We start from the raw sequence: 23,874 nt of genomic DNA, 5'->3' as shown, positions 1-23,874 counted from the left end.
CTTCTTACGACTATCAGATAGGACAACAGGGGGTGAGCGCAACCGCCCTTGGCGTCAATTCCCGTTTAGACGGTCACGCAGCAACTTTCCCGTCTTGAAGAACGGCACGTGCTTTTCTTCGACTTCGACTGACTCGCCTGTTCGCGGGTTGCGTCCAACACGGCTGTCACGCTTTTTGACAGAGAAAGCCCCGAAGCCCCGCAGCTCAACACGGTCACCACGGGCCATCGCTTCAATGATCTCTTCAAAGATGGTGTTGACGATCCGTTCGACGTCACGTTGGTAAAGATGCGGGTTTTCGTCGGCAAGTTTCTGAATCAATTCAGACCGGATCATAGTTAAGCCTCCCAACACCTAGATACCAATGGCAGGTTTTCCCTGCTTTTCCAAAGACTATATGCAAATCGGCTCTTTGAAGAAATAGGCGGAAGCTGCCGTTTGCGTCAAAAACGGCCTTCTGAGCGGCTTCAAAGCATTGATTGGTGAGCCAGAATCACGATTCGGCGCGTTGCTGGCGCAGGTTGCCGATCTCCGGGCATGATGATTCGGGCTGAGTCAGCGTCATCTATCGCAGGCGTCTGGATGCCTGATGAAAGCAGAATAGCTCTCGCTGTCATGTCGCAAACGACCAAGGTCATCAAAATCATCATCTGCATTGAACCGCATGCGAGGCAAACTGTCGTAACCTGCAATAACGTCCTTCTGCTGCCCGAGAATGCCTGAAAGGCGGTCCTCAAGTGCACTCGATTCATCACCGACGAAGTAGCCATGCACACCGTGAACAGTCCGTGGCTCCAAGACCGAAAACCCGAGGTAACGAAGAGTGTATGCAAGCGGCCAGAGCTGAAGCTTCAAGTCGCCCTCTTTGCCATCTGGGCCACATTCCTCCGAGTTAGCACCGGTCGAGACGCAAAATAGCGCAGATTTTCCAACGCAGCGCCCACGGTCAAAGCGCGCGTCTACGGTATGCAGCGCCCCATGAACCAGCGCCCGGTCACACCACCCTTTCACGATTGCAGGCGGTCCAAACCACCAGATCGGAAAGTGAAAAATGATCCGATCTGCCTGCTCGATCTTGGCAACCTCTGCCGCAACATCCGCCGGCAGTCGTTGGCCTTTGGCTGCATGTTCTTGCGCCTTCAGAGGATCAAAGCCAGCAGATTTACCTTGATCGCTGTAGTGTTCAGCGCGTTCTGCAGCATCAAAACCCATGCCATAGAGGTCTGACCAAAGAACATCGTGGCCTGCATCTGATGCCGCTCTTGCCGTGGCATCAGCCCAGGCGCCCGTGAAAGACTGCCGGTTTGGATGTCCGAGGACGATCAAGGTCGTTGTCATCTGTCAAAGCTCATTGATGCCATCAGCAGAAAACAATTCTGGCACGGTCGCGCGACAAAAGAAAACCCCGCCGCAGTTGCCTGCGACGGGGCGTAATTTTTGGCCTTTAAGGCGGCCCGATAACTTAGTCGTCGCCCTTCAGCGCTGCGCCGAGGATATCACCCAAGCTTGCACCGGAGTCAGACGAGCCATACTGCTCGACGGCTTCTTTCTCTTCAGCGATTTCGCGTGCCTTGATCGACAGACCCAGCTTGCGGGTCTTGCTGTCGATGTTGGTGACACGGACGTCGACCTTGTCACCAACCTGGAAGCGCTCTGGGCGCTGCTCGGCACGGTCACGGGACAGGTCAGAGCGACGGATGAAGGATTTTGCACCTTCATAGTCAACTTCGATGCCGCCATCTTCGATCTTGGTCACTTCAACAGTGATGACCGAACCACGCTTCACGCCGCCAGTGGCTTCTGCAAATGGGTCGCCGTCGAGCGCCTTGATCGAGAGCGAGATACGCTCTTTCTCGACGTCAACTTCAGAGACCTTGGCTTTGACAACGTCACCCTTGCGGAAGTCGCCGATCACGTCCTCGCCACGGCCTTCCCATGTCAGGTCAGACAGGTGAACCATGCCGTCGATGTCGCCTTCGAGGCCAATGAACAGACCGAATTCGGTGATGTTCTTGACTTCGCCTTCGACCTCTGTGCCCTCAGGGTGGGTTTCAGCAAAGACTTCCCATGGGTTGCGCTGGGTCTGCTTGAGACCAAGGGAGACGCGACGCTTGGCAGAGTCGATTTCCAGAACCATAACTTCGACTTCCTGAGAGGTCGAAACGATCTTGCCAGGGTGTACGTTCTTCTTTGTCCAGGACATTTCGGAGACGTGAACCAGACCTTCAACACCGGCTTCCAACTCAACAAATGCACCGTAGTCGGTGATGTTGGTGACGCGACCCTGATGGACGGAACCCAGAGCGAACTTGGATTCAACCGCATCCCATGGATCGGCCTGCAGCTGCTTCATGCCGAGGCTGATGCGGTGGGTTTCTTTGTTGATCTTGATGACCTGTACCTTGATCGTCTCGCCGATCGACAGAATCTCGGATGGGTGGTTCACACGGCGCCATGCCATGTCGGTGACGTGCAGCAGGCCGTCAACACCGCCCAGATCAACGAACGCACCATATTCGGTGATGTTCTTGACCACGCCGTCAACTTCCTGACCTTCGGACAGGTTGCCGATGACTTCAGCACGCTGTTCAGCGCGGGACTCTTCGAGGATCGCACGGCGGGATACCACGATGTTGCCACGGCGACGGTCCATTTTCAGGATCTGGAATGGCTGCTTGAGACCCATCAAAGGGCCAGCGTCGCGCACTGGGCGGACATCAACCTGAGAGCCCGGCAAGAAGGCAACAGCGCCGCCGAGGTCCACAGTGAAACCACCTTTGACACGGCCGAAGATAGCGCCATCAACGCGCTCTTCGTCAGCATAGGCTTTTTCCAGACGATCCCAGGCTTCCTCACGGCGGGCCATCTCGCGGGAGATAACAGCTTCGCCACGGGCATTTTCGACCTGACGCAGGAACACTTCGACAGTGTCGCCAACGGCCAGTTCTGCTTCTTCACCGGGATTTGCGAATTCTTTGAGATCAACGCGGCCTTCCATCTTGTAGCCTACGTCGATGATGGCCTGGCCTGCTTCAATCGAGATGACCTTGCCTTTGACAACCGAACCTTCAGTCGGTGTGTCCATTTCGAAGCTTTCGTTCAGGAGTGCTTCAAACTCTTCCATTGTGTTAGCCATGTGGCGTCGTTTTCCTAACGTTTGGTTTATACGGGCCGTGCGGTTGTCTCCGCCGGTCTTTGGATTGCAGTTGGACGAACACGTCGTTGCGGAGAGAAAACAAAGAGGGCCGGTGGAAACCGACCCTGCTCAAGTCATCTGCCCGCGCCTGTCCCGACGCTTCGACAGGGGGCGTATAGGGGGGATTTTTCAACAAGGCAAGGGGTTTTGGGCGGTTTTCACCGCCCTTCCCCTTTGCATCAGGCAGCGCCCAACAGCCCGCCGAGCTTATCAAATGCCATGTTCCAGCCACCCTCGCCAGGTGTGCCTGCGGGCACGCCTGCATGGGTCATCACCATGACAGTTTTGCCATCCTGTTCGCTCAGTTCCACCGTGACCTCGGTCACCTCCGGTGTTCCTTCAGGCATACCCATGTCTTTGGGCGAGATCACGTTGCCATTGGGGTCGCACATGCTCTCGGTGTAAACGAGGCGATTTGGGGCATCGACCACCTTGTAGAGCCCCGTAAACCACATCGACATTTTGCGCTCGGGTGTTTCCATGGCCATGTTGATCTTACGGGTGCCGCCGACGGTCACATCCATTTCGGCCACAGGCACAGAGAAACCCATCGGCCCATACCATGACTGAAACTTGGCTGGATCCGTCCACATGTCCCAGACATCCGCAATTGGCGCATCAAAGCTGCGCGTGATTTTGACCCATTCAGTCATCGTCATCCCCTCCTTTGGGTGTCATGTCATTGAGTGCCGCTTCGAGCGCGTCAAAGCGCGCATCCCAGATGTGGCGATACTCTTGCGTCCATTGAACGATTGCCGCCAATGGCTCTGGATTGATCCGGCATGGCCGGAATTGCGCCTTGCGGCTGCGGCGGATCAGGTTCGCGCCTTCCAAAACACGGATATGTTTGGAAATGGCAGGCAAGCTCATCTCAAACGGTGCCGCCAGTTCATTCACCGTCGCCTCACCCTGCGCCAGTCGCGCAAGAATTGCGCGGCGGGCCGGATGTGACAGTGCAGCAAAAGCCGCGTCGAGGTCGCTGGTCTGATCCATGACCCTTTAATAAACCTATAAGTTAATTAATCAACTGGTTTATTAAATTGCATTGAGGCTTTCTTGCACGGCCTCAAAATAGGCCCCCACCTGTGCGCCATCGACAAGCGCGTGATGGACCTCAAGTGTCATGGCCATATCCCAGCGCCCGCCATGATCGACAAACTTGCCCCAGGACACGCGCGGAATGCAGTCGTCCGGCCCCGGCAGAGCATTGTTGATCGCGGTGTAATCCAGCCATGGCATGCAGGACAGATAGGCAAGATCATCCCTTTCACCGCTATTTGCATCCAGCGACCCACCTGCGGCAACGATTTCAATCAACCTCTTTGCCTCGGCATCGAATGCCTCGAAACCCTCTATGAACGGGACGTAGCCATAGCCAAAACTGCCCGTATCCGTTGGCACAGTCATCGAGAGTGTGATCATCTCATGCAGCACGACATCGTCACCGCGGAACCGCATCTTCAGTTCGGGAACGGCATGAAGGCCGGCGCCTATCGCATAGAGGCATCCCCGATAGGGCGATACACCATCGGCCTTACGCGCCATCAGATGGGTGACATCAATCCGCGTGGTGGTGGCATAATGCGGACGGTCATAGCCCCGAAAGAAGCGAAATTGCGCTGCACGCGGCCAGGTGTCGAGATCAATCAGCTCTTCTGTCATGGTGTGAACGATGACAGGACGAGGAGCCGCTTACCAGCAGTGATCGTTACTTCATTTTATCTGAAATGACGGCAACCGCCTCGGCGACAGCCTGATCAATGCTCAGGTCAGAGGTATCAATCACCACCGCGTCGGCTGCTGCGACCAGCGGTGCGGTTGCGCGGCTGCTATCGCGTTCGTCCCGCGCTTTTACATCAGCGATGACGTTTTCCAGTTCAACGGCCATCCCCCTACCGCGCAGCTCTTGCCAGCGCCGCTCGGCACGGCATTCCGCGCTTGCGGTCACAAAGAGCTTCACTTCCGCATCAGGGCAGATCACCGTCCCGATGTCGCGCCCGTCCAGCACGGCACCCCCATCACGGCGGGCAAATGTTTTCTGAAAAGCGACCAGAGCGGCTCGCACGTCAGGAATCACAGCGACCTCGCTTGCCGCCTCTGCGACCTGCGGCGTGCGTAAGCTGTCATTCTCCAGATCGACCGGATCAAGCGCTTTAGCCGCCGCAACCGGATCAGCCCCTGCGAGAACCTTCGCCCCGACAGCGCGATAAAGCAGGCCGGTGTCGAGGTGTGCAAAACCGAAATGCGCGGCCACCGCTTTGGAGATGGTCCCCTTGCCCGCAGCGGCAGGCCCGTCGATGGCAACAGTAAAGATCATGTGTTCTTGCGCACGAGCTGAGCACCCAGATCAGCCATGAGCTGTTCAAAAATCGGGAACGAGGTGGCAATCGGACTGCCGTCATCTACAGACACAGGTTTCTGCGTGGCCATACCCATCACCATGAAGGACATTGCAATGCGATGATCCAGCTGGCTTGCCACTGTCACACCGCCGGGCACATTGCCGTGGCCAAGACCGGTGATCTTCCACCAGTCGTCACCTTCATCCACTGTCACACCAGCAGCCCGCAGTCCCTTGGCCATCGCATCAATCCGGTCGCTTTCCTTGACGCGTAGTTCCTTGACGCCCTGCATGTCGGTGACACCTTCGGCAAAGGCAGCAACCACCGACAGCACAGGATATTCGTCAATCATGCTGGCAGCCCGTTCGGGCGGCACTGCGATCCCCTTGAGATTGGGCGAGAACTTGGCGCGCAAGTCGGCGACCGGCTCACCGCCCTCTTCGCGCGCGTTCTCATAGGTAAGATCAGCCCCCATCTCGCGTAGCGTGGTGAAAAGGCCGGCACGGGTCGGGTTGAGGCCGATATTGGGCACAAGAACATCTGACCCCGGCACGATCAGCGCCGCGCACACCGGAAATGCCGCGGACGAAGGATCGCGCGGGACGACGATCGCCTGCGGCTGCAACTCCGGCTGACCGTCCAGCGTGATGACACGGCCCTCGTCGGTGTCCTCAACGCTCAGCGTTGCGCCGAAGCCCTGTAACATCCGCTCGGTGTGATCGCGCGTTGCTTCCTTCTCGATCACAACCGTCTTGCCAGGAGCATTGAGGCCTGCAAGCAAAACAGCCGATTTCACCTGTGCCGATGGCACCGGAACCGTATAGCGGACCGGAACCGGATCGGCGGCACCAACGAGTGTCATCGGCAAACGACCACCTTGGCGCCCCACCGCCTGCGTCCCGAACAGTGCCAGCGGATCGGTCACGCGCCCCATGGGACGACCATTGAGCGAAGCATCGCCTGTAAACGTCACCGTGATTGGCGAGGTCGCCATCGCCCCCATAATCAGGCGCACACCCGTCCCGGAATTGCCGCAGTCAATCACGTTCTCCGGCTCGGCAAATCCGCCCACACCCACGCCCGAGACCGTCCATTCTCCGCCGCCATGGTTCGTCACGATCGCCCCAAAAGCCTGCATGGCCTTCGCTGTGTCCAGCACATCCTCGCCTTCCAGCAACCCGGTGATGTGGGTTTCACCGACCGCCATGGCGCCAAGGATCAGCGAGCGATGCGAGATCGACTTGTCACCCGGCACATGGGCTGTGCCCTTCAATGGACCACACGGGCGGGATGTCATTGGGATCGGGGTGCCGTGACCGGACATTGGGCGCTTCCTCTTACTCTTGCCAAGCTGTTAGCGCAGGACAAAAGCGGGGTCCATCGCTCCGCCTTCATCTTGGCCAAAAAACTCCCGCCGGAGGCTCCGGCAGTCACACCCTGCGGAACGTCAGATAATGCGGCGTACGGCCTTCCCGAAGCGCCTTCTGCTCATAGCGCGTCGAAATCCAGTCGCGCCAAGGCTCGCGCCAATCCCTCGGCGTTTCAGCCAACCATTCAAACCCGTGACGCGGCACCTGCTCGAGCGTCTGGCGGACGTAATCGGGGATATCGGTGGCCACCCGCAACTCCGCACCTTGCTTCATCACGCGATGGAGCGGCTCCAGATGCTCGGGCGTCACAAAGCGCCGACGGTGATGGCGCTTTTTGGGCCAGGGGTCGGGGTAGTTGAGAAATACCTTTGCGATGCTTTCCGCTGGCAGCACATCAAAAAGATCGCGGGCATCACCGGGATGGACCGCGAGATTCTCGACTTCTGCCTTGCGGATCTTTCCCAGGAGCATGGCCACGCCGTTGATATAGGGCTCACAGCCAATCAAACCGATCCTCGGATAGGTCTGGGCCATATGGATCAGATGCTCACCCCCGCCAAAGCCAATTTCGAGCCAGACTTCTTTGCCGCCAAAGAGAGCGTCCAGATCAAGCGGGTTGCGGTCAGGATTTTCTTCCCAAGACACAGGACCAGGCGAGAGGTCTGCCAGATCCTCATCAAGGTATTCCTGTTGGGCAGACCGGATCGTTTTGCCACGAAAACGGCCGTAAAAATTGCGCCATGGCGCGCCCGATGGGTGATTGTCTTTGCTCATGCGCGCGGCTTTAGCAAGTGGCGCGCGTGCAGGCAATGCACGCGCATCGTGATCTAGACCTCTTTTGCGAGCGCATCGACGAGGTCGGTTCTCTCCCAAGAAAACCCGCCATCTGCGTCAGGTGCACGGCCAAAATGTCCGTAGGCTGCCGTGCGCTGATAAATAGGCTTGTTCAACTGCAGATGCTGTCGGATGCCGCGCGGCGTCAGATCCATGACCCGCGCAATTGCCTTTTCGATCGCTGCGGGATCAACGTCACCCGTGCCGTGCGTATCAGCATAGATCGAAAGCGGTTTCGCCACACCGATCGCGTAAGAAAGCTGGATAGTGCATCTCTCAGCCATCCCGGCGGCAACCACATTCTTGGCCAGATAGCGGGCTGCATAGGCCGCCGACCGGTCAACCTTGGTCGGGTCCTTCCCGGAGAATGCGCCCCCACCATGTGGCGCGGCACCGCCGTATGTATCGACGATAATCTTGCGGCCTGTCAGGCCGGCATCCCCGTCAGGGCCGCCAATTACAAACGTCCCGGTTGGATTGACCCACCATTCCGTGTTTTGCGTGATCAGGCCCTCTGGCAGCACCTCAAGAATATAGGGCTCGACGATGGCACGGATATCAGCGCTGGTCTGGCTTTCATCCGCGTGCTGCGTGGAAAGCACGATTGATGTCGCTTCGACAGGTTGTCCGTTTTCGTAGCGCAAGGAAATCTGGCTCTTTGCGTCAGGTCGCAGGCTTGGTTCAGCGCCGGATTTACGCGCCTTGGCCAAACGACGCAGGATTGCGTGCGCATACTGGATCGGCGCAGGCATAAGGGCTTCGGTCTCATTCGTGGCATAGCCGAACATGATCCCCTGGTCACCGGCACCTTCGTCTTTGCCTTCGGCGGCATCAACGCCTTGCGCGATATGGGCAGACTGCTGATGCAGCAGGTTGGTGATTTCGCAGGTGGCGTGATGGAATTCATCCTGCTCATAGCCAATGTCCTGAATGCAGGCCCGCGCGATATCTTCGACGCGGCCCATGTAATCGGCGAGTTTTCCCTTGTCGGACAAACCGACCTCACCACCGATGACAACCCGATTGGTCGTGGCGAAGGTTTCGCAAGCGACCCTTGCTTCTGGTTCTTCGCTGAGGAATGCGTCGAGAATTGCGTCCGAGATTCGGTCACAAACCTTATCAGGGTGACCCTCGGAAACGGATTCCGAGGTGAAAATGTAGTTTTGCCGCGTCATAGGGGTGTCTTGCTCCGATAGAAATTCGCTGCCACGTCAGGAAGCCGTTGTGACAGCAGTCCCCTCGCAATATGGGCCGCACCTCCGAAGGTCAATCGTATTCGCGACGCCCGGTCACAAATGCACCGAGCAGCAGAATCGACAAAAGAACGATCGCCGGTAGATCAGAGAACCTGCTGTAAGGTGTCGCCTCGCGCGCGGCCGGCAATGGCGCATTAATCGCACCCTCAACGCCAAGCGGAAGCTGAGCGACCACACGACCATAAGGATCAATCATCGCGCTGATACCGGTATTGGCAACCCGTACCATCGGCAGCCCTTGCTCAATGGCGCGCAAACGGGCCTGCGCGAGATGCTGGGATGGACCAGCCGCATCGCCAAACCATGCGTCGTTTGTAATCAGCAAGAGCAGACGTGGGCGCGTCGCGCCTGAAGTAATCTCTTCCGCAAAAATCCCTTCGTAACAGATGAGCGGAATGGCGGGCCCGATCCCGGGCAACATCACAGGCCCCGGCGTGCTGCCGGGCGTGAATCCAAGACCAAGATTGCCCGCGAGTCCCGGCATGCCGATATCACTGAGCAGCCGCGCCCCGGGAATATATTCACCGAAGGGCACCAGATGCTGTTTGTCGTATATGCTCGTGACCACGCCCCCCTGCCCCATCACCACGAGGCTGTTGTAGTATCGGAAATCCTCATCATAGCGCTGGATGCCAAAGACCAATGGCGCGCCTCTTGCAGCGTCCGAAAACAGCATGAGCTCTTCGTCCAGTTGATTAAGCAGATAAGGCACAGCCGTTTCAGGCCAGACAACAAGGTCGGGTCTATCCCCTTCGGAGGTCAGTCTCATCAGCCGGTTCAAAAAAACATCGCGATAGGCCGGATCCCACTTTTGCGATTGCGGCGCGTTGGGCTGGACCAGCCGCACCAGTGGACCGTCGGTTTGCGAAAGTGGCGGCGGCCGCAGCACAAAGGCAATGGCGATCAACAGCCCGATCCAGACCAAGCCAACCAAGCGCCAACGGCCGATCAATGAGGCGACCGCCATTGCCGCTGTCACGGTGAGCAACGTCAGGAGGTGAGGGCCACCGAGGCTTGCAACTTGCGCCAGAGGCGTGTCGATCCAGATATGACCCAGAAGTGCCCAAGGAAAACCCGTCAACACGTAGGCGCGCGCGAATTCGGCAAACACCAATCCAAGCGCCAGTCCGAAAACACCGCCGCGCAACCACGCCGCCAACCATCCGGCGAGCGCCCAGAATAGCCCAGCGCCTGCCGCCATCAAGACCATCGCAAAAGGTGCCATCCAGCCATGTCGCGTGACATCGACCAAAAAGGGCTCGACGATCCAGCGCAGCGAAACGGCAAAGTAGCCAATACCGAACAGCCAGATCATCAGCCCGGCCTTTCGTGGCGTCCATGAATCCGACCAAATCAGGAACAGGATCGCGATTGCGGTGATGGACAATGGCCAGAAATCGGTCGGCGCTTGCCCTGTCCCGGCAATTGCGCCCAAGGCAGCAATCAAAACCAGACGCGCAGCAGTGCCGCGCGCTTCATACCATGCCTTGATGTCAGCCATTCGTTTTGGAAGCGATCCTGACGCGCAGCCGTTTCACGCGACGCGGATCGGCGTCAACGACTTCAAACTCGGGGCCATCAGGATGGACGATCACCTCTCCGCGTGCAGGCAGATGACCGGCCAGCATAGTGACAAGCCCACCGAGGGTATCAATTTCTTCCTCGTCGATTTCGTCATGGTCGGTGAGTGCCATGCCAATTTCGGCTTCGAAATCCTCCAGATCGGTCCGTGCCTGAGCCAGATAACAGCCAGGCTTTTCCATCACCCAGCTTTTAGCTTCCTCAATGTCATGTTCGTCTTCGATTTCGCCGACGACCTGTTCAATGACATCCTCAATCGTCACAAGGCCATCTGTCCCACCATATTCGTCAATTACCAGCGCCATATGGATACGCTCAGCTTGCATCTTTTGTAGCAGGACACCCAGCGGCATTGATGGTGGGACGTAGATCAAGGGGCGCACCATCTCGCGCAGGTCAAGCGGTGTATCACCGTTAAATCCGTGTTTGAGCGCAAAATCCTTCAGGTTTGCGGCCCCGATCGGCGTATCGAGGGTGCCATCATAAACCGGCACACGCGTCAGACCGCTTTCGCGAAAGACCTCAACCAGCTCATCCTTTGTAATCGAAACCGGTACTGCAACAATGTCAGGTTTCGGGATCGATACATCTTCGACCCGCATCCGGCGCAAGTTGAGCATTCCCAACACGGACCCCGATGCACGAGGGTTTTCATGCGGCGCTTTTTCATCCGTCTCTGTTTCTTGCGCAGGGCTCATGGCCTGCCGCAATCGGGTCCAAATTCCCGGTGACCCTTCCGTTTCGTCCTGAGGCGCGCTTTGCGCTGCGCTAGATGGACCTTCGCCGTTGTCGCCCATTGTGTCCTTACCTGAGAGAGCCATTCAGCCCGTTTCATCCATATATGGGTCAGGAATTCCTAATTTGCCAAGAATTTCTGTCTCCAAGCCTTCCATGAGCGCGGCATCTTCATCACGGATGTGGTCAAAGCCCAAAAGATGCAATGTGCCATGCACCAGAAGGTGGACGGTATGCTGCCGCATCGACTTGCCGGCGGCGACTGCCTCACGCGCGCAAGTGTCATATGCGATGGCGATATCACCCAATTCACTATCTGGGCCGACTTGGGGCAAGATTGGCATTTCGCCAGCAACAACCGCACCGCGCTCTTGCGAAGGCCAACTCAACACGTTTGTTGATGTCGGCTTGTCCCTGAAATCGCCATTCAGTGCCGTGATTCGTGCGTCGTCACAAGCCAAGACACTGATTTCAAAAACCGAAGGTTCGAGCCCCAGCCTTTCTAGCGCAGCATTGGTCGCAATCTCCGCCAAGGCTTCGATCTCGGCCCAACGGTCATCTTCGATGATGCAATCAACCGCCATGCGATATCAGGAGGCTTCCTGATCCTTGTCGTAGGCCTCGATGATCGCGGCAACCAGTGGATGGCGCACCACATCTTTGGCCGTGAAGTAATTGAAGCTGATCTTGGGAATACCTTTCAGCAACCGCTCCGCATCCCAAAGCCCCGAACTGACACCACGTGGCAAGTCAATTTGAGTGCGGTCGCCTGTGATCACCATGCGCGAACCTTCGCCCAGACGGGTCAGAAACATCTTCATCTGCATCGTTGTGGCGTTTTGCGCCTCATCCAGCACAACAAATGCGTTCGACAAGGTGCGCCCGCGCATAAAGGCAAGCGGTGCAATCTCGATCACCTTTTCTTCGATCATCTTCGCTGATTGCTTGCCAGGCAGGAAATCGTTCAACGCATCATAGAGCGGTTGCATGTAAGGATCGACTTTATCTTTCATATCGCCTGGCAAATAGCCAAGTTTCTCGCCCGCTTCCACGGCTGGCCGCGAGAGGATGATCTTGTCCACATGGCCGCTGATCAGCATGTTCACGCCGACGGCTACCGCCAGATAGGTCTTGCCTGTGCCCGCCGGCCCGATGCCAAACGCCAATTCGTTCTCAAAGAGCGCTTTCACGTAGGCTTTTTGCGCATCCGTGCGGGGCTCGATAAGCTTCTTGCGGGTCTTGATTTCAACCCGTGCGGTTTCGCCTTTGAAGAGTTCAATCTGATCGCCGTCGCGCGCGCCGTCGCGCACCTCTTCAGGTCCCATCCGCAATTCGCGATCCAGATCACCCGGTTCAAGCGACCGCCCCGCTTCAAGGCGTTGATACAACGCACGAAGCACATTTTCAGCATCCTTGCGGGAGTCTTCGTCGCCATGCACGGCAAGATGATTGCCGCGCCGGACAATCTGGACGCCCAAGGCATTTTCGATGGTGGTAAGGTTGCGGTCATATTCGCCGCAAAGGTCGATCAGCAGGAAGTTGTCAGGAAACTCCAGCAGCGTTTCTGCCAGCGTCTCGGAGGTCGGGGTGAGTTCACCTAAAGCCAATCAGCTCTCCTTTGAGTCTATATATAGCTATCGTGGCGGGTCAGACCGCAACGCGCAAGGCATCACGCGCGGTTCCTCGTAAATTCGCAGTGTTTGATCGACAATCGGGTCTGATTGCACCCTCTGATGCCTCCGGCGGGAGTATTTTTGGCAAAATGATAGGCTGCACGCTCTAAAGCAGGACGCCCTTGAGCGAGTTCGGGCTGTCCTCAACGATGCGGACGGCGCGCACCTGCCCCAACACGTCAGCGGGAGCTTCGGCATAGACTGCATGCAGGTATTCTGATTTGCCGATCATCTGGCCCGTCTCACGGCCTGCCTTTTCAAACAGGACTTTGACCTCGCGGCCGACCATTGCGGCCTGTGTCTGTTGCTGTTGCTCGCGCAACAGAGCTTGCAGACGCTGCAAGCGGTCGTTCATGACATCTTCGGGCAGTTGCGGCTTTTCCGCCGCCGGTGTGCCCGGACGCGTGGAATATTTGAACGAATAAGCCTGTCCATAGTGGACCTCGCGGATCAGGCTCATCGTGTCCTCGAAGTCTTCCTCGGTCTCGCCGGGGAAACCGACGATGAAATCACCGGACAGCAGCAGGTCGGGCCGCGCGGCGCGGATACGTTCAATAAGGCGGATATAGCTTTCGCCGCTGTGCTTACGGTTCATCGCCTTCAGAATACGATCCGAGCCTGACTGCACCGGCAAATGAAGGTATGGCATCAGCTTGTCACATGTGCCGTGGGCTTCGATCAGGGCGTCGTCCATGTCGTTGGGGTGCGAGGTTGTAAAGCGGATGCGCTCCAGCCCGTCGATCTTGTCGAGCTCCCAGATCAGACCCGCCAGACCGCGCGCGTGCCCGTGATAGGCATTCACATTCTGACCCAGAAGCGTGATTTCTTTCACACCCGCTTCAACAAGTTCCTGCGCCTCGCGGATGACACGGTCGGCAGGGCGCGAAACCTCGGCGCCTCGTGTATAGGGGACCACGCAGAAGGCGCAGAATTTGTCGCAGCCCTCCTGGACGGTCAGGAATGCCGTCGGACCGCGCTTGCCTTTGGCACGTGTCTTCAGCGTGTCAAATTTGTCGTCCTCAGGAAAATCAGTGTCCAGCGCCTTAGCCCCGCTGCGGACAGCGTCTTCCATCGCGGGCAAGCGGTGATAGCTTTGCGGGCCCACCACAAGATCAACCATCGGCTGGCGTTTGATGATCTCTTCACCTTCCGCCTGCGCGACACAGCCCGCCACGCCGATCTTCAAATCCGGCTTCTCGGCCTTGAGGTGTTTGAAGCGGCCCAGCTCCGAATAGACCTTCTCGGCCGCCTTTTCGCGGATGTGGCAGGTGTTGAGCAGAATCATATCCGCATCGTCAGGCGTCTTGGTCTCGACATAGCCCTTGCCGCCCAGCGCTTCGGCCATGCGTTCGCTGTCATAGACGTTCATCTGACAACCATAAGTCTTGATATAGAGCTTCTTGGGCGCTGACATCGGATCGCTCGTGCTGATGGGATAATTCGGGCCTTCTAGCGGGTCAGGTCGCGCCTTGCAATGCGATGCGATTTCGCAGAACTTGCGCGCGTTCAGACCCGAGGGACCTCCGTCTATGCAATTTCCCAACCTGGCAAGCTTCTTGGCTGATGCACGCAAGCACATGTCCGGCGGACCGGTTGCGCTGGTGATTGCTGAAGACTCGGTCGAGTTGGCAGGCACGGTGACGCATCTGACCAAGCTCGGTTTCACAGATGTTGTCATTTTTTCGGGTGAGCCCGTCGACCCTGCCGCTGCCCCCAAGGGCGTGACACAGGTCACATTTGATACGTCGGAAGATGGCGCATTGCAGAAGATCATCAACGGCACCATCAAAGCCCTGCCGGGGACGTGGTTGTTCTACTGCTATAATGGCGAATACCTGCATTACCCTTTTTGCGAGACACGCAATGTCGTCGAGATGCTGACCTTTATGACAGAGGAACGGCGCGACAGTGTGATGGGTTACGTGATCGATCTCTATGCGCGCGACCTTGAAGCCGATCCAGATGGAGTCAATCCTGGCGATGCTTGGTTTGACAAGTCGGGCTATTACGCGCTGGCGCTTCGCGATTCCGCAGGCGAACCTTTGGACCGCCAGATTGCCGTCGCCGGCGGTTTGCGCTGGAGGTTTGAGGAACATATTCCGCCGCATCGCCAGCGCACGGACCGTGTTTCGTTCATTCGGGCGGTTCCGGGGCTTGAGATGCAGGCGGACCGCAGCTTCAACATCCCTGAGTTCAACACCTACGCCTGTCCTTGGCATAACAACCTGACTGTCGCCATTCCTTCGTTTCGGACAGCAAAGGCACTTCGGCGCAATCCCGGAAGCCGCGATGCCATCAGTGCATTTCACTGGTCCCAGTCAGAGCGGTTTGCCTGGACCTCACATCAACTGCTTGATCTGGGCCTAATGGAGCCAGGCCAATGGTTCTGACACGCCGCCGGCGTTGATGGTGCAGCGATGAATAGGGCCAATCGCTTGCCCGCCTCACCAGCCCTGCCTGCACCGGTGCCGTGCTGATAACATGGGTATGGCGGTCGAAATCCTGCTGATTGCGGATGAGATGTTCCCAGAAACCACGTTGCCAGATGCCCTTGTCACCGCGCCGCGCATGGCTGGGCTGTACATAGTCCGGGGCAGGCACATGGCGCGAAAAACCGGTTTTGATCAGACGCCAGCGTTTACCGATGTCGGCGTCCCCTTCTGGCAGCGACCAGATCATGTGTAGTTGATTGGGCAAGATCACGGCTGCTGGAATGCCAAAGGGCCAGCGTTTGCGGCAAAGCCGCGTCGCATCGCGCAGCACATCGATATGCTTCACCAGCAAATCCTCCCGGGCGTCCTGCAGTCGCACGGTAAACAAATACGTACCACCCGGCACAAAAAGAGGCTGTTCCTGCGTCATGCAGCCAGCCTCGTCCTGTTTGGTTAATGAATTATTGAGGCGCGCTACTTCCGCCGCAGGCGGATCACCACGTCGACTGACGCGATCTCGGCACCCTCGGGTGCATCTGGCAGATGTTTGATTTCCAACTGCTCAGCAGGCGCATCGGTCAGCTTTGCGGTATCTTCCCAGTAGAAGTGCGGGTGATCGGTCATATTCGTATCGAAATAGCTTTTCGATCCATCGACTGTGATCTCACGCATCAGCCCGGCGTCACAGAATGCACGCAAGGTATTGTAGACTGTGGCCAGAGACACTTTCTCATCAGAATTCGATGCCGCTTCAAAAAGGCTTTCGGCCGTGACGTGTCTGTCCTGACCGTCACCAACCAGCAGACTGGCAAGTGTCATGCGCTGCCGCGTCGGACGCAGCCCTGCTCCGGCCAACCAATTGGCACTCCGCTCTGTCGCAATATCGGTCATGGGTCGCTCTTTTTGATAACTATTCTCAATATATGGTCAGTTTGCGTCCATGTTCAAACAAAAACACTCGGAAAACTGCTGCCTTGCCCTTTCAAACTCCTGAGTGATAGAGGTCGTCAGACGTAGCCAACAAGGACGAGACCGGATTACATGGCGGATTTCCCCACAAGTTTTGACAAAGACGACCTGCTGAAATGCGCACGCGGCGAACTTTTCGGCCCCGGAAACGCGCAATTGCCAGCACCACCGATGCTGATGATGGACCGCATCACGGATATCTCCGGCGATGGTGGCGCGCACGGCAAGGGTCATGTGGTGGCGGAATTCGATATCACACCGGACCTGTGGTTCTTTGAATGTCATTTTCCCGGCAACCCGATCATGCCTGGGTGCCTTGGCCTTGATGGCTTGTGGCAGTTGACAGGTTTCAACCTCGGCTGGCGCGGATGGCAGGGACGCGGCTATGCCTTGGGCGTGGGCGAGGTGAAACTGACAGGTATGGTGCGTCCTGACCGAAAGATGCTCACCTATAAAGTCGACTTCACCAAAGCAATCCAGACACGCCGCCTGACCATGGGTGTGGCCAACGGGATTGTTGAGGCAGACGGTGAGGTGATTTATCAGGTCACCGACATGAAGGTCGCGCTCTCCGAGAGCTGATCCAACAAAGAATTAAGAGGGAGGGTGTTCATGCGCCGTGTCGTTGTCACAGGTCTCGGGATCGTTTCGCCTATCGGCAACAATGCCGAAGAGGTTACTGCCGCGCTGAAAGCTGGCAAGTCAGGGATCGAAGCCAGTCCGGAAATGGCGGAACACGGGTTTCGCTCTCAGGTCGCTGGCACCCTGAAGATCGACGTCACCGAGCACGTCGACAAACGCACATTACGGTTCATGGGGCCAGGTGCCGCTTACGCCCATATCGCGATGGGTCAGGCAATTGCCGACGCAGGGCTGTCAGAAGAGCAAGTCGTTAACCCGATGACAGGCGTGATTGCAGGATCTGGCGGTCCATCGACCTCAGCGATGCTGGCGGCGCATGAAGTCGTCAAGAACACCGGTGCCACCAAACGGATCGGTCCATTTGCGGTACCAAAGTGTATGTCCTCGACGGTCAGCGCGAACCTTGCGACCGCATACCAGATCAAGGGTATGAACTTTTCGATTACATCGGCCTGCTCGACCTCGCTGCACTGCATCGGCATGGCCGCCCAGCAGATCGCACTGGGTCAGCAGGACATCATGTTTGCCGGTGGTGGCGAAGAACTCGACTGGACGCTGTCGTGCCTCTTTGACGCGATGGGCGCGATGTCGTCGAAGTATAACGACACGCCAGAGCGTGCCAGCCGTGCATTCGACGCTGGCCGCGACGGTTTCGTGATCGCAGGCGGCGGTGCGATGGTCGTGCTGGAAAGCCTTGAAAGCGCACAGGCGCGGGGTGCCAAGATCTATGCCGAAGTCACGGGCTTCTCTGCCACATCCGACGGGGCCGACATGGTCGCCCCATCCGGCGAAGGCGGCGAGCGGGCGATGCGCGGCGCGCTAAAAACGCTGCCAGAAGGCCGCAGCGTCAGCTACATCAACGCACACGGCACTTCCACACCAGTGGGCGACGTGGGCGAGGTTCAGGCTGTGCGCCGCGTCTTTGGTGAAGGCTCTACCCCGCCGATCAGTTCGACCAAATCCATGACAGGTCACAGTCAGGGGGCGACAGGAGCACAGGAAGCCGTCTACTGCCTGCTGATGCTTGAGCATGACTTCATCGCGCCATCGATCAACGTCGAAACACTCGATCAGGCGCTGAATGCTGACGAGATCGCGACCAGCTTGGTCGAGAACGCAGGCCTTGATACAGTGATGACCAACTCTTTCGGGTTCGGTGGCACGAACGGTTCGATGCTGCTGTCCAAGTTCAAGGACTGATGCGATGACACATTCGATGCAAGGCAAACGCGGTCTCGTTATGGGCGTCGCGAATGAACGCTCGATCGCCTGGGGGATCGCCAAGGCGTTGGCCGAAGCAGGTGCCGAACTGGCTTTCACCTATCAGGGGGAGGCTTTCGGCAAGCGGCTTGAGCCACTCGCGCAATCGGTCGGCTCAGACATCATGGTCGATGTGGACGTCACAGATACGGCCAGCATGGACGCAGCCTTTGCCACGCTGAAAGAGCGCTGGGGCACGATGGATTTCCTTGTCCACGCCATCGCCTATTCTGACAAGAACGAATTGACGGGCCGGATCATCGACACGTCACGCGGGAACTTCGAAAACTCGCTGGTGATCTCGTGTTATTCCTTCATCGATGTCGCCAAACGCGCGTCGGAAATGATGCCCGATGGCGGGTCGCTGATCACGGTGACCTACCAAGGCTCGAACCGCGTGACCCCTTACTACAACGTCATGGGCGTTGCCAAAGCAGCACTTGAGTCAGCGACACGCTACCTCGCCAACGACCTCGGCCCGCAGGGCATCCGCGTCAACGCGGTCAGCCCGGGTCCAATGAAAACGCTAGCCGGAGCGGCCATCGGCGGCGCACGCCGCACGTATCGGCATACTGAACAAAACGCCCCGCTGCGTAGCAATGCAACACTTGAGGCCGTGGGCGGCACCGCGGTCTATCTGGCATCGGATGCGGGGGCCTTTACGACAGGCGAGATTATCCGCGTGGATGGCGGATACCACGTGCTGGGCCTGCCGCAGATCGAGAATCTGGGCTAGACAGACCTTCCCCGCCGGGAGTGCCCGCGTTGCCGCAAGGGTTTGTTGGGGATGACTGCTTTGCGGACAGAGCGGACCTGTGCAGGGCGATGTTGAACTTCAGCTTTACCATGGAGGCGAGTGCGATCTCTGTTACTCGTACTGGACGATCACGGAAAGAAAGTCTTCGTCGCTTGTTACAACGGTATGGTGACCCTTGCCGTGCTTGTCTTCCATATGCCAGACATCGCCCGGTCCAATATCCCTGAAGTCTCCATCGCTCGCAGTCACACGTACCGAACCAGAAAGACAAATGAGCTTTTGAGCGACAGGCGTAGGATGAATTGGTTCATCCCAGCCCTTTTTGAGCCTCAAGAACATGGTTTGCGTGACGGCCTCTGGCTTTGAAATCTCGATTGCTTTCGCTGGTGGCGCGAACGTTTGTTCCTCGAGTTCAACTTCGATGTCTGACCAATGGCTTTCACCTTGGGGATCCGAATACAACTTTTTGAATTTCACCGTGGTGCCCCTTCCACATGGCCAGCCAACTACCGATAGCGGACTATGGGCCGCGATGCAGAAAAGCGCAAGTCTGGGCTCAGAGCTGCCGCTGTCCTCCTCGACACCCCTCCCCTGTCACCCTACCTTCCCCTCATGCCAACCGACCCCATATGCCCGCTTTGCCTCCGCCCGATCCCGCCGGATGTGCCGCAGAGCCAGCATCATCTGATCCCAAAGCTGAAAGGTGGGAAGGGTGGTCCGACGATCCTCGTCCACCACATCTGTCATAAGGAAATTCACGCGACCCTGTCGGAGGCAGAGCTGGCCCGCGACTATGCCAGTACGGACGCGTTGCGCGCCCATCCCAGGTTGGCCAAATTCTTTGCTTGGGTCGCCAAGCGTCCGCCCGACTTCATGAGCCGCGTCCCGAAGCGGAAACGCTCGTGACACGCTCCCCCTTCGGTCGTTCGTTCATCAGGTTGATCAGGCGGCCTTGATCTCCATCATCTCGATGGCGAAATTCAAATCCTTGCCTGCCAACGGGTGGTTGGCGTCGAGCGTGACTTCGCTCTCTGTCACATCGGCCACAACAACAGGGATCACCTGACCCTGTGGTGTCTGCATCTGTAGCTGTGTGCCGACCTCAAGCGGAATCTCCGCAGGGATCTGTTCGCGCGGCACAGCCTGCTGGTTGTCAGGGTTGTGCTCGCCATAGGCTTGGGCGGCTGGCACGTTGACGTCTTTCTTGTCACCGACGGCCATGCCGGGAATGGCGGCGTCGAGGCCGGGAATGATCTGACCCGAGCCAACCACGAACTCCAGCGGGTCACGTCCTGCGGAGCTGTCGAACTGGTCGCCGTTGTCGAGTGTGCCCGTGTAGTGGATCCGTACGGTGTCGCCTGCTTTGGCTTGTGTCATTTTTTCTGCTTTCCTTTGTCGTGGCATGAGGGGCGGACCCTATTGGTCCTGCACCAAAGTTGCAAACCGATTGCCTCTTTTCGTCGTCCAACGCGCGTGACACCATGCTCGCGAAGCAAGGGGGAACGATGACTTTCACCACTTATGTCTTTGATGCCTACGGCACTTTGTTCGATGTGAACGCCGCTGCCGAGGCCGCTGCTGCCGAACCGGACCACGCAGCATTGCAGGCGGTCTGGCCCAAGCTCGCGTTTGACTGGCGGCGCAAGCAGTTGGAATACACATGGCTGCGTGCCGTGGCGAACCGTCACTGCGATTTCTGGACAGTGACCGAGGACGGTCTGGACTGGGCGCTTGAAGCACAAGGACTGGATGACCCCGCGACCCGCGAACGCTTGCTTGAGCTTTATTGGGAACTGGCTGCCTACGCGGAAGTGCCTGCCATGCTGGCGGCGCTCAAGGCCTCCGGCAAGCAGACGGCAATCCTGTCTAACGGGTCGCCTGCCATGCTGGAGGCAGCGGTTCAGTCAGCAGGAATAAGCGAACAGTTAGACGCGGTGCTCAGTGTTGAGACCATCGGTGTCTTCAAACCTCACGCGCAGGTTTATGATATGGTGCAAAACCGCTTCGGCTGCGCCCGGGATGAGGTCCTCTTTGTCTCATCCAACGGCTGGGACATCGCTGGCGCGTCAGGCTACGGCTTTCATACGGCTTGGGTGAACCACGCGGGCGATCCTGTGGACAGGCTCTACGCCCGCCCTCACCATATCCTGCAAGACCTGACCACAATTCCGGAGATCACCTGATGCCGCAATACACGGCCAATGACAGCACAAAGCTCTACTACAGCGACGAGGGCGACGGTCTTCCAGTGATTGCCCTGGCAGGGTTGACCCGCAACCGAGCGGACTTTGATCATGTCGCGCCACATCTGCCTGTGCGGCTGATCCGGCCAGACTACCGGGGGCGTGGGCGGTCTGAATGGGCCGATCCCGCAACCTATACGATCCCGCAAGAGGCAGCGGATGTTGTGGCGCTGATGGATCATCTGGGGTTTGAGAAGGCCGCAATCCTTGGCACCTCACGCGGGGGTCTGATTGCGATGGTGCTTGCGGCGACAGTGAAGGATCGTTTGACCGGTGTCGCACTCAATGACATCGGGCCGGTGATCGAAGATCGCGGCCTCGACGTGATCAAGGACTACATCGGACGCAATCCTGCGCAAAAGACGTATGAGGAGGCAGCCGAAGCACGCGCGAAGCTGTGGAGCCATTTCAAGGACGTGCCGATGTCCCGCTGGCGGGAAGAAGTCGAAGCGCACTACGAAGAGAAAGACGGCAAGCTGGTGATCCGCTATGACCCGAAGTTGCGCGATGCGGTGCTGGCGGCAGGCGCTCAACCTGCGCCGGATCTCTGGCCGCTTTTTGATGCACTTGGCGGTCTGCCACTGGCGCTGATCCGAGGAGCAAACTCTGACTTGCTCAGCAAGGCAACGGCTGACGAGATGGCCCGTCGCCGCCCCGATATGTTGCGCGCCGATATCGCGGGCCGCGGGCATGTCCCCTTTCTGGATGAACCGGACGCAATCGCGACCCTCAATGCCTGGCTGGAGCAAATGCAATGAACATCGAAATGATCCGCGCTGCCGCTGAACGCTTGAAAGGGCACGCACGACGCACGCCGATCCTGACCTCCCCATTCCTTGACGAAATTGCCGGTCGCAAGGTGTATGTGAAGGCAGAGTGCCTGCAACATACCGGTTCGTTCAAATTTCGGGGTGGCTGGTCTGCGGTATCTTCGTTGTCAGACAATGAACTTAAAACAGGGGTCATCGCGTTCTCAAGCGGCAACCATGCCCAAGGCGTGGCCCTCGCGGCGCGGGAACACAGTGCGCCAGCGGTCATCGTTATGCCGGCCGATGCGCCGCACGTGAAAATTGACAACACGCGCGCGCTCGGGGCAGAGGTGGTTCTTTATGACCGCGCGACGGAAGATCGGGATGAAATCGGCGCAAAGCTCAGTGCCGAGCGCGGCCTTACCCTGATCAAGCCATTCGACGAACCGCTGGTCATCGCAGGGCAAGGCACCACAGGGCTTGAAATCGCAGAGGACATGAATGCGCTTGGGGTGGAAAACGCCGACGTTGTGGTCTGTTGCGGTGGTGGCGGCCTGACTTCGGGTATCGCGCTTGCGCTGGAGGCCGAGGCCCCAACTCTGCGCGTCCGGCCTGCAGAGCCTGAAAACTTCGATGACGTCACCCGCTCACTGGCGGCGGGCGAAATCAAACGCAATGAGCGCCTGTCAGGCTCGTTGATGGACGCAATCATCACACCCCAGCCAGGCAATATCACCTTTCCGCTGATGCAACGCCTTTGCGGGCCTGGCATCGTGGTAACCGAAGAAGAGGCTTTGCGCGCCGTAGGCTTGGCCTTTGAACGTCTCCGAGTCGTGGTTGAACCCGGTGGCGCAGCGGCCCTTGCAGCCGTACTGTTTCATCCGCAGGAGTTCCAAGGCGACGCCGTCATCGCGGTCGCTACCGGCGGCAATGTTGACGCGACTGTTTTTCAAAAAGCTCTGGCGACGCTCCCGGCATGACAGATGTCATCTCCCGCGACGGCACGCGCATCCATGCGCAATCCGAAGGCCCTGACGACAGTCCTGTGATTATCTTTGCAAACTCGCTCGGCAGCACACTTGCGGTTTGGGATGCGATCCTTCCGTTGCTGCCTGAGGGACTGCGGATCATTCGCTTCGACCTGCGAGGGCATGGACGCTCAGACGTACCGGAGGGCCCTTACACCATGGGCCAGCTTGTCAGCGACGCGGAGGCCGTTTGTGAGGTATTTGGCGTGCGCGACGCGCTCTTTATCGGCCTTTCTGTCGGTGGCATGATCGCGCAAGGGCTGGCGGTGAAGCGCCCCGAGATGATCCGCGCGTTTGTTCTTTCAAACACAGCCGCCAAGATCGGCAACCAAGGTATGTGGACGGACCGGATCGCGATGATCCGCGAACAAGGTATGGCAGGTGCGTCGGATGCCGTGATGCAGCGATGGTTTGGTCGCGATTTCTACGGCACACCGGCGATGGCGCCCCTGAAGGCGATGTTCGAAGCCACCTCTCCAGAAGGGTATTGCGGCGTCTGCGCGGCGATCGCAGGGACAGATTTCTACACGCCCACCAGCGGCCTCCGCATCCCCACGTTGGGCATTGCGGGCAGCGAAGATGGTTCAACCCCACCCGATCTGGTGCGCGAGACTGTCGATCTGATCCCGGGGTCGCAGTTCGCCCTGATCCGACGGGTCGGACATATCCCTTGCGTCGAAAAACCGGACGAATATGCCGCGCTGCTGTCGCGCTTTATCGCGGACACAGGCCACCTCAACGCGGGACAAACATCGTAAGCCCCAAGGGAAATTGCACGTAGAAGCTTTCTTTGCTTTCCATGTTCAA

28 protein-coding genes and 1 riboswitch are annotated in these 23,874 nt (G+C 58.1%); of the genes, 9 read left to right on the top strand and 19 right to left on the bottom strand.

The window, feature by feature from the left end; translation table 11 throughout:
- Positions 1-54: 54 nt before the first annotated feature.
- The 15 genes from ihfB to miaB form a co-directional block, all read right to left on the bottom strand.
- Positions 55-336: an integration host factor subunit beta gene (gene ihfB, locus BM316_RS02350; protein ID WP_090203497.1), complete on the bottom strand. Its 282-nt coding sequence runs from the start codon at positions 334-336 to the stop codon at positions 55-57.
- A gap of 225 nt (positions 337-561) precedes the next feature.
- A complete protein-coding gene (locus tag BM316_RS02345; RefSeq protein ID WP_090203495.1) occupies positions 562-1,338 on the bottom strand; it encodes an NAD(P)H-dependent oxidoreductase in 777 nt (258 codons plus the stop codon).
- A gap of 124 nt (positions 1,339-1,462) precedes the next feature.
- On the bottom strand, positions 1,463-3,136 hold the full coding sequence (gene rpsA, locus BM316_RS02340; protein WP_090203492.1) for a 30S ribosomal protein S1: 1,674 nt from the start codon (positions 3,134-3,136) through the stop codon (positions 1,463-1,465).
- Positions 3,137-3,375: 239 nt separating this feature from the next.
- Complete coding sequence (locus tag BM316_RS02335; RefSeq protein WP_090207394.1) at positions 3,376-3,849, bottom strand: SRPBCC family protein; 474 nt, start codon at positions 3,847-3,849, stop codon at positions 3,376-3,378.
- Complete coding sequence (locus BM316_RS02330; RefSeq protein ID WP_090203489.1) at positions 3,842-4,189, bottom strand: ArsR/SmtB family transcription factor; 348 nt, start codon at positions 4,187-4,189, stop codon at positions 3,842-3,844. Before BM316_RS02330 ends, BM316_RS02335 begins: the two co-directional genes overlap by 8 nt.
- Before the next feature lie 42 nt (positions 4,190-4,231).
- Complete coding sequence (locus BM316_RS02325; RefSeq protein WP_090203486.1) at positions 4,232-4,858, bottom strand: chloramphenicol acetyltransferase; 627 nt, start codon at positions 4,856-4,858, stop codon at positions 4,232-4,234.
- Between the two features lie 46 nt (positions 4,859-4,904).
- Positions 4,905-5,513, bottom strand: a complete 609-nt coding sequence (gene cmk, locus BM316_RS02320; protein ID WP_090203483.1) for a (d)CMP kinase — start codon at positions 5,511-5,513, stop codon at positions 4,905-4,907.
- Positions 5,510-6,862, bottom strand: a complete 1,353-nt coding sequence (gene aroA, locus BM316_RS02315) for a 3-phosphoshikimate 1-carboxyvinyltransferase (RefSeq protein ID WP_090203480.1) — start codon at positions 6,860-6,862, stop codon at positions 5,510-5,512. The genes cmk and aroA overlap by 4 nt, the downstream gene beginning before the upstream one ends.
- 106 nt (positions 6,863-6,968) lie before the next feature.
- Positions 6,969-7,682: a tRNA (guanosine(46)-N7)-methyltransferase TrmB gene (trmB, locus tag BM316_RS02310; RefSeq protein ID WP_090203478.1), complete on the bottom strand. Its 714-nt coding sequence runs from the start codon at positions 7,680-7,682 to the stop codon at positions 6,969-6,971.
- A gap of 53 nt (positions 7,683-7,735) precedes the next feature.
- Positions 7,736-8,917 carry a methionine adenosyltransferase gene (metK, locus tag BM316_RS02305; protein ID WP_090203475.1) on the bottom strand — a complete coding sequence of 394 codons (1,182 nt, stop codon included), beginning with the start codon at positions 8,915-8,917 and terminating at the stop codon, positions 7,736-7,738.
- A 10-nt stretch (positions 8,918-8,927) separates the two neighbouring features.
- A riboswitch (SAM-SAH riboswitch) is annotated at positions 8,928-8,976 on the bottom strand.
- Between the two features lie 32 nt (positions 8,977-9,008).
- Positions 9,009-10,499 (bottom strand): apolipoprotein N-acyltransferase, encoded by a 1,491-nt coding sequence (lnt, locus tag BM316_RS02300; protein WP_090203473.1) that lies wholly within the window; start codon positions 10,497-10,499, stop codon positions 9,009-9,011.
- A complete protein-coding gene (locus BM316_RS02295; protein WP_090207391.1) occupies positions 10,492-11,376 on the bottom strand; it encodes a transporter associated domain-containing protein in 885 nt (294 codons plus the stop codon). The genes lnt and BM316_RS02295 overlap by 8 nt, the downstream gene beginning before the upstream one ends.
- Positions 11,377-11,400: 24 nt before the next feature.
- Positions 11,401-11,898, bottom strand: a complete 498-nt coding sequence (gene ybeY, locus BM316_RS02290; protein ID WP_090203470.1) for an rRNA maturation RNase YbeY — start codon at positions 11,896-11,898, stop codon at positions 11,401-11,403.
- A gap of 6 nt (positions 11,899-11,904) precedes the next feature.
- Positions 11,905-12,921, bottom strand: coding sequence for a PhoH family protein (locus BM316_RS02285; protein ID WP_090203468.1), 1,017 nt, complete (start codon positions 12,919-12,921; stop codon positions 11,905-11,907).
- A 172-nt stretch (positions 12,922-13,093) separates the two neighbouring features.
- Entirely contained in the window at positions 13,094-14,401 is a 1,308-nt protein-coding gene (gene miaB, locus BM316_RS02280) for a tRNA (N6-isopentenyl adenosine(37)-C2)-methylthiotransferase MiaB (RefSeq protein WP_090203465.1), read from the bottom strand.
- 115 nt (positions 14,402-14,516) lie between these two features.
- On the opposite strand from miaB, the gene BM316_RS02275 reads away from it, so the two are divergent.
- The gene (locus BM316_RS02275) at positions 14,517-15,377 is read left to right on the top strand and encodes a hypothetical protein (protein WP_090203463.1); all 861 of its coding nucleotides are present in this window, start codon (positions 14,517-14,519) and stop codon (positions 15,375-15,377) included.
- Here BM316_RS02275 and BM316_RS02270 read toward each other — a convergent pair.
- The gene (locus BM316_RS02270) at positions 15,283-15,849 is read right to left on the bottom strand and encodes an REP-associated tyrosine transposase (RefSeq protein ID WP_090203458.1); all 567 of its coding nucleotides are present in this window, start codon (positions 15,847-15,849) and stop codon (positions 15,283-15,285) included. The genes BM316_RS02275 and BM316_RS02270 overlap by 95 nt on opposite strands.
- Positions 15,850-15,893: 44 nt before the next feature.
- Complete coding sequence (gene irrA, locus BM316_RS02265) at positions 15,894-16,310, bottom strand: iron response transcriptional regulator IrrA (protein ID WP_090203457.1); 417 nt, start codon at positions 16,308-16,310, stop codon at positions 15,894-15,896.
- 150 nt (positions 16,311-16,460) lie between these two features.
- Between irrA and fabA the strand changes: the two genes are divergently transcribed.
- Genes fabA through BM316_RS02250 form a run of 3 tightly spaced genes read left to right on the top strand, consistent with a single transcriptional unit; the run spans position 16,461 to position 19,026 of the window.
- On the top strand, positions 16,461-16,970 hold the full coding sequence (gene fabA, locus BM316_RS02260) for a bifunctional 3-hydroxydecanoyl-ACP dehydratase/trans-2-decenoyl-ACP isomerase (protein ID WP_090203454.1): 510 nt from the start codon (positions 16,461-16,463) through the stop codon (positions 16,968-16,970).
- Between the two features lie 30 nt (positions 16,971-17,000).
- A complete protein-coding gene (locus tag BM316_RS02255) occupies positions 17,001-18,230 on the top strand; it encodes a beta-ketoacyl synthase N-terminal-like domain-containing protein (protein WP_090203451.1) in 1,230 nt (409 codons plus the stop codon).
- A gap of 4 nt (positions 18,231-18,234) precedes the next feature.
- Positions 18,235-19,026, top strand: a complete 792-nt coding sequence (locus tag BM316_RS02250; RefSeq protein ID WP_090203449.1) for an enoyl-ACP reductase FabI — start codon at positions 18,235-18,237, stop codon at positions 19,024-19,026.
- 132 nt (positions 19,027-19,158) lie between these two features.
- Here the strand turns inward: BM316_RS02250 and BM316_RS02245 are convergent, their stop codons facing one another.
- Entirely contained in the window at positions 19,159-19,524 is a 366-nt protein-coding gene (locus BM316_RS02245) for a cupin domain-containing protein (RefSeq protein WP_090203446.1), read from the bottom strand.
- A 135-nt stretch (positions 19,525-19,659) separates the two neighbouring features.
- Between BM316_RS02245 and BM316_RS02240 the strand changes: the two genes are divergently transcribed.
- Entirely contained in the window at positions 19,660-19,953 is a 294-nt protein-coding gene (locus BM316_RS02240; RefSeq protein ID WP_090207389.1) for an HNH endonuclease, read from the top strand.
- 36 nt (positions 19,954-19,989) lie between these two features.
- Here BM316_RS02240 and BM316_RS02235 read toward each other — a convergent pair whose 3' ends face one another.
- Entirely contained in the window at positions 19,990-20,424 is a 435-nt protein-coding gene (locus BM316_RS02235) for an FKBP-type peptidyl-prolyl cis-trans isomerase (RefSeq protein ID WP_090207387.1), read from the bottom strand.
- Between the two features lie 128 nt (positions 20,425-20,552).
- Between BM316_RS02235 and BM316_RS02230 the strand changes: the two genes are divergently transcribed.
- From BM316_RS02230 to pcaD, 4 genes are read left to right on the top strand one after another with little or no spacing between them, the layout of a single operon-like run.
- Entirely contained in the window at positions 20,553-21,230 is a 678-nt protein-coding gene (locus BM316_RS02230; protein WP_090207385.1) for a haloacid dehalogenase type II, read from the top strand.
- Positions 21,230-22,048, top strand: coding sequence for an alpha/beta fold hydrolase (locus BM316_RS02225; protein WP_090203445.1), 819 nt, complete (start codon positions 21,230-21,232; stop codon positions 22,046-22,048). The genes BM316_RS02230 and BM316_RS02225 overlap by 1 nt, the downstream gene beginning before the upstream one ends.
- A complete protein-coding gene (locus BM316_RS02220) occupies positions 22,045-23,019 on the top strand; it encodes a threonine ammonia-lyase (RefSeq protein ID WP_090203442.1) in 975 nt (324 codons plus the stop codon). The genes BM316_RS02225 and BM316_RS02220 overlap by 4 nt, the downstream gene beginning before the upstream one ends.
- Complete coding sequence (pcaD, locus tag BM316_RS02215) at positions 23,016-23,825, top strand: 3-oxoadipate enol-lactonase (RefSeq protein ID WP_090203439.1); 810 nt, start codon at positions 23,016-23,018, stop codon at positions 23,823-23,825. The genes BM316_RS02220 and pcaD overlap by 4 nt, the downstream gene beginning before the upstream one ends.
- Positions 23,826-23,874 lie beyond the last annotated feature (49 nt).

Source organism: Yoonia litorea, from assembly GCF_900114675.1.
Lineage (GTDB): Bacteria > Pseudomonadota > Alphaproteobacteria > Rhodobacterales > Rhodobacteraceae > Yoonia > Yoonia litorea.
Note: the sequence above shows the minus strand (reverse complement) of the source record. Positions and strands in the feature narration are given on the sequence as shown.